The organism is Halorubrum sp. SD690R (genome assembly GCF_005435035.1).
GTDB lineage: Archaea > Halobacteriota > Halobacteria > Halobacteriales > Haloferacaceae > Halorubrum > Halorubrum ezzemoulense.
In genome coordinates, this window is sequence record NZ_SGTV01000004.1 from 155,848 (window position 1) to 162,725 (window position 6,878).

The window sequence follows — 6,878 nt, forward strand, 5'->3', positions numbered from 1 at the left end:
TTACATGTAGCCGAGGTCGCGCAGGCGCTCCATCAGGTCCTCCTTGTCCTGGGCGCGGCCGGCGCGCTCGGTCGTGCCTTCGAGGTTCTGGAGCCAGGCGGGCTCCTCGGTCGTCTTCTCGGTCGAGACCTCGCTGCCGAGCGAGCGGAACCCGGCGAAGTACTTCGGCGAGATCGGGATGTCCTCCTGCGTGACACCCTCCGGCAGGTCGTCGTCGGCCTGCGGGATGTACCCCTCGTCGGGGAACGCCTCGACGGTGTCGGGGACGACGAAGTTCCAGAAGGCGTCCCACACGTCGGCCTCGGCGAACTGGAGGATAGGCTGGATGCGGTCGTGCGGCGGGAACAGGTCGGGGTCGTGGCGCGGCGAGAAGAACGTCTCGTCGGCGCGGGCCTCCTGCTCGTCCCAGCGGACGCCGGAGATGACGCCGTCGATGTGGTACTCCTCGAGGGCGTCGTTGAGCGCGACCGTCTTCAGCAGGTGGTTGCCGACGTAGGTGTCGAGCAGGAACGGGAACGTGTCCTCCTCGAACTCGAGGATCTCCCGGATGTGGTGCTGGTTGTGCTCCGAGAGCGCGTCGACGGGGATGTCGTCGCCGGGTTCGAGGCCGTGTTCCTCGACGTACGCGCCCACGTCGTCGTTGCGGGCGTACACGAGGTCGATCTCCCACTCGTCCGCCCAGTGCTCGACGAAGTCGGTGATCGAGTCGAAGTGCTGGAAGTGGTCGATGAACACGGCCGTCGGCTTCTCGTAGCCGTACTCCTCGGCCACCTGATTGATGAAGTACAGCGTCAGCGTGGAGTCTTTCCCGCCCGTCCACATCACGGCGGGGTTGTCGTACTGTTCGAGCCCGCGGCGCGTGACCTCGACCGCCTTCTCGATTTTGTGCTGGATCGACGGGTAGTCGTCGGGGGTCTCCCCCTCGCCGTCGGCGTAATCGACGTCGACGCTCGCCGGGAAGTCGTCGCTCATACGCCCGAGATGTCGCCGCGAAAGGAAATAGGCCTTCTGAATCGCGACCGGGGGCCGCCGGTCCGTTGCCGGGCCGTCGTCGCCGCGCCCTCGCGGAACACAAGGGATATGCCGACCGCCCCGGAATCGTCGGTCATGGGTCTGTTCGACCGGCTCCGCGGCGAGGACGACGACCGCGTCGTCTTCCTCGGCATCGACGGCGTACCGCTCGACCTCGTCGAGGACCACCCGGAAGTCTTCGAGAACCTGACCGACATCGCCGAGACCGGCTCCGGCGGGCGGTTGGAGAGCATCGTGCCGCCGGAGTCGAGCGCCTGCTGGCCGAGCCTCACGACCGGCGTGAACCCCGGCGAAACGGGCGTGTACGGCTTCCAAGACCGCGAGGTCGACTCCTACGAGACGTACGTCCCGCTCGGGCGCCACGTACAGGCGACCCGGCTGTGGGACCGCGTCACCGACGCCGGGCGCGACGCGACCGTCCTCAACGTCCCGGTCACCTTCCCGCCCTCGACGCGGATCCAGCGGATGGCCTCCGGCTTCCTCTCGCCCGACCTCGAGTCGGCTACGAGCGACGAGTCGCTCCGCGAGACGCTCGACGGCTTCGACTACAAGATCGACGTCAACGCCAAGCTCGGCCACGACGACGACAAGACGGAGTTCATCGAAGACGCGCACGCGACCCTCGACGCCCGGTACGAGGCGTTCGACCACTACCTCGCCGAGGACGACTGGGACCTCTTCTTCGGCGTGTTCATGAGCACCGACCGCGTGAACCACTTCCTCTTCGGCGACTACGCGACGGACGGCGAGTACGCCGAGGAGTTCCTCGAGTTCTACCGCACGCTCGACGAGTACATCGGCGCGATCCGCGACTCGCTCGACGACGACACCACCCTGGTCGTCGCCTCCGACCACGGCTTCACTCGGCTGGAGTGGGAGGTGAACTGTAACCAGTTCCTCGCCGACGAGGGGTGGCTCTCATACGAGGACGACGACCACGATTCGCTGACCGATATCGACGACGAGGCGCGCGCGTACTCGCTCATTCCCGGGCGCTTCTACCTCAACGTGGAGGGCCGCGAGCCGAACGGCGTCGTGCCCGAGGACGAGTACGAGGCGACGCGCGAGGAGCTCATCGACGACCTCGAATCGCTCACCGGCCCCGACGGCCGACAGGTGTGTAAGCGGATCGTGAAAGGCGAGGACGCCTTCGACGGCGCCCACGACGACATCGCCCCCGACCTGGTCGTCATCCCCGCGGACGGGTTCGACCTCAAGTCGGGCTTCTCCGGCAAGGAGGCGGTGTTCACCGAGGGACCGCGCAACGGGATGCACAAGTTCGAGAACTCGCTGCTGTACGCGACCGATCCAGACCTCGACCTGGCCGACGCGAACCTCTTCGACGTGACGCCGACGGTGCTCGACCTGCTCGACGTCGACGCCGACGCCGAGTTCGACGGCGAGAGCCTGCTGTCGTAGCGACCTCGCCGACGCCGCCGTCCCGCGGCGGGCGTATCCGACACGGTCACCCTCCGGGCGGACGGCGTATCGCGTGTGATGACCGACGGCGTTCGCTTCGTCGCGCTCGGCGCCGTTCGACGAACACAGCCGCGAGGGGGTCGTCCGCGAGTTCGACGAGATGCTCGGCGTGGAGCCGCTCGACCCGACGGCGGTCGGTACCTTCGAGCGCGTCTTCGAGCGCGGCGGGGAGCCTGCCCACGAGGTGTGGCGCGTCTACGAGGGTCGAATCGCTGAGGAATGGCCGTATTGCGGCGATTCGTTCGCGCTCGTTGAACCGGAGCGAGGGACCGAACACGTCTCGCGGTGGGTTCCGATCGACCGACTACGGCAGCCCAACGCGACGTTCAACGTGCCGGATGTGCTCGACGCGCTCACCGCGTAGCCGGACGACGCCCCGAACTCACAGTCCTCACAGCGGCGACCAGCGCTCGCCCGGGGCCGCGCGGAACGCGTACGCGTTCTCGCGCTCGACGGCGACCAGTCGGCCGCCGATGGCGAACAGGGCCCGCGGTTCGATCTCGTCGGGAAACGGCGCCTCCCACCGCATGGACCCGCCGGAACCGAGCGCGACCATGCGCCCCCGGGTGGGATCGTTGAATCCGCCCGAGTTCTCCGCGACGTACGCTCCCGTCGCGTCGACCGCGAGGTGGTCGGACGGGAGGTCCGACCGCTCGAACGCGATCTCGCCGGCGGCGATGTCGACTGCGGTCAGTGTCCTCCCGCGCGCGCAGTAGAGGCGCCCCTCGGTCGCCGCGACCCCGGACGGGCGCCGCTCCGGGGCGGAGACGTCGAGCGCGAACCGCCGGTCGAGGCCACCGTCGTACCCGACCAACGACTCACCCGGAGCGGCCGCGACCGCAGTCCCGTCGAGGGCGACGAGCCACTCGGTCGCGGCGTCGACCGTGCGCTCGCCGCGCCGATCGCCGCGCCGGTTGAAGCCGACGATCGCCGGTCTCGTCCCGCCTGCCGCGGACGAGGCAGCTCCGGGCGCGAACGCCCACGCGGTCTCGGCGTCGACCGCGACGCGCTGCGCCGCGTCCCCCGGTCCCCCGGCACCGTCCGCGCCGGCCCACAGGTCCGGAACCGCGAACAGGGGATCGCCGGTCTCGGCGTCGACCGCCGCGATCCCCCGCGTCCCCACCGCGACGGCGAGCACGTCGCTCGCGCGGACGGCTCGGAGGGACGGCCCGGTCTCGTCTCTCCCGTCGGTCGACTTTTCGTCGCCGCCGGACTCGCTCGCGAGGCGGGACCCGATATCGACCTGCCACCGGACTGGGTCGGCCGACGACCCGCCCGCGACCGACCCGGCGTCAGGCAGGTCGATCGCCGTCAGCCGCGCGCCCTCAAGCGGGAGGAAGACGGCGTCGTCGGCGACGGCGGGCGCGCCCGCGACCTGTCGGGCCGTCTCGTCGACCGTCTCGACGGTCCCCTCGGAGGTAAGGACGGAGACGGCCGCGTTCGAGACCTCGCGCCAGACCTCGTCCTCGAAGTCGTACGTGCGCCCGGACTGGTTCGTGACCGTGACCAGTCGGTCACCCGCCGGGAGGTGGAACCGCTCGTCGGCGAACGCGAGGCCGCCGGTTCGGATCGACTCCTCCCACGCGAGGTCGCCGCCGCCGGGAACGTAGCCGCAGCCGGCGGTCGCCGCCGCGAGCGCGGTCCCCACCCCCGCGAGCAGGCGGCGGCGGGTCGGCGTCGGCGAGGGAACCCCGTCGCCCGTCACGCCGGTTCACCCGCCAGTTCGCGGAGCCGCGCGACCCGCTCTCGGGTCGGGGGGTGCGTCTCGGGGAACACGTCCGTGCTCACCAGCTCCCTGTCACCGAACGCGCGGGCCTCCAAGGGTGCGAGGTACAGCGCCTCCGCGCCGCCGTCCAGCTCGCGGAGGTCCTCGTCGGGCATCTCGGGCATCGCCTCGTCGACGGTCCGGAGCGCGCTCGCCAGCGCGGCGGGGGAGCCGGTGATCTCCGCGGCCCCGCGGTCGGCCGCGTACTCGCGGTACCGCGAGAGCACGCGGTGGATCAGCACGCTCCCGAACCAGAACATCGCGGAGACGCTGAGTGTCGCGACGGCGCTGACCGTGATCACGACGAGACCGACCAGCAGCCCGCGGCCGTCGCGGTTCCCGCCGCCCCCGCCACCGGCCCCGAGGAACCTGACCAGTCCGTAGAGGACGTAGGAGGCGAGGACGGCGAGGTAGTAGGTGACGGTCGGCAACACCCACGCGACGGTCATCAGGCTCGCGTCCCGGTTGGCGAGGTGCGACAGCTCGTGGGCGAGCACGGCCTCCAGCTCTTCGTCGCCGAGCCGGTCGAGCAGCCCGGTCGTGACGACGACGGTGCCGTCGCCGGGGGTCCCGACCGCGAACGCGTTCGGGATTTCGGTGTGTTTGACGGCGACATCGGGACCGGGCACGTCGGCCTGCGCGGCCAGCCGCGTCACCGCGGCGTGGAGTTCCGGGTACTCGTCTGCCGAGACGCGCCGCGCGCCGACCGACCGGAGCACGGTCCGCGGCCCGTAGCGGTACTGGACCGCTAGCCCGCCGAGGACGACGACCGCGAGGAAGACGGGGTTGACGTACACCTCGCCGGTGTAGGGGCGCTCGTTCGCCCACTCCAAGAGTGGGAGGCCGACCGCGTTGATCAGGAAGACGAACGCGTATACGAACGCGAACGGGAGCGCGACCACCAGCGTGGTCGCGACGAGCATCCGGATCCAGAGCCCGCGGTCAGCGCCGAGCGCGCCGGAGCCGGGAGCGCCCCGGGGCGGCGACCGCTCGTCGCTCCCGAACGAGGGAATGGAGGGCGACATCGGTGTCGATCGGCCGGTTCGACTCTGACCGTTAAATGCTCTCGGTCGGCGTCGAACACCGCAGACAGAGGATCCCGGTGCCGGCCCAGTTCACGTGGGTCGACCCGCAGTTCGGACAGCGGTTCCCGTCGTTGTTGTACTCGGTCGTCCCTCGGGGCGCGGCGAGGTGGCCGTCATCAACCGCGCGCTCGATCAGGCCGCGGAACCGCTGCTTCTTGAATCGGGCGCGGTGCGCGAGGAAATCGCCCGGGCGGTCGGGGTCGGCGCCGTGGAGGTCCTCCCACTTGATCGCGATCTCGCCGTCCGCCTGCCCCCGCGCGACCTGCTTGATCGTCGCGGCCGCGGCCTCGAAGAGCGGCGTCGTCGCGAGCGCCTGCGGCGCGTCGACGCCGTCGCCCGCCGCCTCGTAGCGCGCCGCCGCGTCGTCGTACGCGTCGTCGGCGCCGCCCAGCCCGCCGGCGACCCGGAAGTCTGCGACGAACTCGCTCAGGCAGGCCCCCTGCCCCGGCTCGTCGAGGACGCGTCCGAAGTCGCGGCTCGCGGCGATCCCCTCGACCGCGCGCTGGGTCGCGCGACCGTCGGCGCCCGCGACGCGGTACGCGACCGCCGCGGCGAGCAGCTGTTGGAGCCCCTGTCCGATCCACCCCTTCTCGTCGGGCTCGAAGGGGTCGACCTCCGGCCGCGGGTCGGCCAGCACGCGTCGCCCCCCGCGGGTGTAGCGGTCGCCCGCCCGCTCGTACGCTCGCGCCGCCAGCGCGTCGACCGCCGCGTCGTGGTGGCCGCCGTCGTCAGTGTTCACACCCTGCTTACGGGCGGCGATGAGTTACGCTTGACGGGGACCGCTCGCGCGGCGGCGCCGACGCACCGCCGACCCGACGCACCGCCGCCCCGACGCCCCGACCATACTTACTTCCGGGCGTCGAACCGCTCGCATGGAGAGACCGGACGGCGCTTCGGGGTCGGGGGCAGGGTCGGGGTCGCAGTCGCCGGCCGAATCGACCGCACGGCCGGAGGCGGAATCGAGGCCCCGACCCGCGTCGAAGTCGGACGGCCCGTCGACCAGCGGGCGCGTCGAATGGCTCCTCGCCGCCGCGTTGCTCGCGGTCCCGATGGCGGTCGTGCCCGGCGGCGACGGGACCGCGACGCTGGTGAGCCTCTGGGGATTCGTGACGCTCGGCGCCGACGGCGGGATCGGCGGGTACCCGGTGTGGTCGTACTTCCTCGACCAGCCGCGGCCGTTCGCGACGCTCCCTCCGTCGATCCGCGCGTGGCCGCTCGCCGTCGGGTTCCACCTGCTCGCGCTCGGGAGCGCCACGGGCGGAGTCGCGCTCGGTCGCGAGGACCGGCGGGTCACCGGCGGCCTGCTCGTGTTCGCCGCGGCCGCGACGCTGTGGGTCGCCGCGGGGCTGGGCGTGCGCTTCGGCGTCGGGTCGACCGCTGGCTGGCTCTCGGTCATCCCCGCGGGCGCGGTCGCGGCGCTCCTCGTCGCCCTCGGGGCCTACGGGCGCGACCTCGCCGGGATAGCGACTCGCTGAGCGGCCGCCGGAACCCGCCCCGCCCTCCCGCCGTCCCCGCCC

General features: G+C 71.6%; 8 protein-coding genes. 3 read left to right on the forward strand and 5 right to left on the reverse strand.

Features of this window, described 5'->3' with window-relative positions:
• Positions 1–972, reverse strand: coding sequence for a phosphoadenosine phosphosulfate reductase family protein (locus EXE41_RS04275; RefSeq protein WP_086215956.1), 972 nt, complete (start codon positions 970–972; stop codon positions 1–3).
• The gene (locus EXE41_RS19020; protein ID WP_158093604.1) at positions 969–1,109 is read right to left on the reverse strand and encodes a hypothetical protein; all 141 of its coding nucleotides are present in this window, start codon (positions 1,107–1,109) and stop codon (positions 969–971) included. Before EXE41_RS19020 ends, EXE41_RS04275 begins: the two co-directional genes overlap by 4 nt.
• Between EXE41_RS19020 and EXE41_RS04280 the strand changes: the two genes are divergently transcribed.
• Positions 1,108–2,451: an alkaline phosphatase family protein gene (locus tag EXE41_RS04280; RefSeq protein WP_049929693.1), complete on the forward strand. Its 1,344-nt coding sequence runs from the start codon at positions 1,108–1,110 to the stop codon at positions 2,449–2,451. The two genes, EXE41_RS19020 and EXE41_RS04280, sit on opposite strands and share 2 nt — an antisense overlap.
• A gap of 160 nt (positions 2,452–2,611) precedes the next feature.
• A complete protein-coding gene (locus EXE41_RS04285; RefSeq protein ID WP_086215927.1) occupies positions 2,612–2,875 on the forward strand; it encodes a hypothetical protein in 264 nt (87 codons plus the stop codon).
• A 27-nt stretch (positions 2,876–2,902) separates the two neighbouring features.
• Here the strand turns inward: EXE41_RS04285 and EXE41_RS04290 are convergent, their stop codons facing one another.
• The 3 genes from EXE41_RS04290 to EXE41_RS04300 are packed head-to-tail and all read right to left on the reverse strand — an operon-like array spanning position 2,903 to position 6,100.
• Positions 2,903–4,216 (reverse strand): hypothetical protein, encoded by a 1,314-nt coding sequence (locus tag EXE41_RS04290; RefSeq protein WP_137690368.1) that lies wholly within the window; start codon positions 4,214–4,216, stop codon positions 2,903–2,905.
• Positions 4,213–5,301: a M48 family metalloprotease gene (locus EXE41_RS04295; protein WP_137690369.1), complete on the reverse strand. Its 1,089-nt coding sequence runs from the start codon at positions 5,299–5,301 to the stop codon at positions 4,213–4,215. Before EXE41_RS04295 ends, EXE41_RS04290 begins: the two co-directional genes overlap by 4 nt.
• A gap of 31 nt (positions 5,302–5,332) precedes the next feature.
• Positions 5,333–6,100 (reverse strand): hypothetical protein, encoded by a 768-nt coding sequence (locus tag EXE41_RS04300; protein WP_049929691.1) that lies wholly within the window; start codon positions 6,098–6,100, stop codon positions 5,333–5,335.
• A 133-nt stretch (positions 6,101–6,233) separates the two neighbouring features.
• On the opposite strand from EXE41_RS04300, the gene EXE41_RS04305 reads away from it, so the two are divergent.
• The gene (locus EXE41_RS04305; RefSeq protein ID WP_094582781.1) at positions 6,234–6,836 is read left to right on the forward strand and encodes a TIGR04206 family protein; all 603 of its coding nucleotides are present in this window, start codon (positions 6,234–6,236) and stop codon (positions 6,834–6,836) included.
• Positions 6,837–6,878: the final 42 nt, after the last annotated feature.